Origin of the sequence: Aeromonas sp. MaB10011B, assembly GCF_017939325.1 — a bacterium.
Taxonomy (GTDB): domain Bacteria; phylum Pseudomonadota; class Gammaproteobacteria; order Enterobacterales; family Aeromonadaceae; genus Aeromonas; species Aeromonas caviae.
Genome location: NZ_JAGKRK010000104.1, coordinates 1 through 298 on the forward strand (window position 1 = coordinate 1; position 298 = coordinate 298).

At 52.3% G+C, this 298-nt stretch carries 1 protein-coding gene; it reads right to left on the reverse strand.

Going from position 1 to position 298, the window contains the following annotated elements:
• Positions 1–292 (reverse strand): transposase (locus J9893_RS22135; protein WP_348521187.1); only part of this gene is annotated, 292 nt, incomplete at its 3' end.
• Positions 293–298: the final 6 nt, after the last annotated feature.

The window sequence follows — 298 nt, forward strand, 5'->3', positions numbered from 1 at the left end:
CTGATTTTGCCCGGACGTTGCGCCCCGGCTGGCTGGTCGTGCCCGCTGCTGATTTTGACATGCTGGCAACCTTCAAATCCTCAATGACGATCATCGCGTGGTTTTTGCTGATAGTCGTTGTGACCTTGTGAAGGTAATCGCGGCGGCTATTGGCGATATGTGAATGCAGCCGCTGGATCTTGGCTTTTTGTTTCTTCCAGTTGCTGCTGAACTTTACCTTTTTGCTCAACTGGCGTTGGAGCCTTGCCAGCTTGGTCTGATTGGTTTTGAAGCTGTTGACGGGCTCAAACACCGTGCC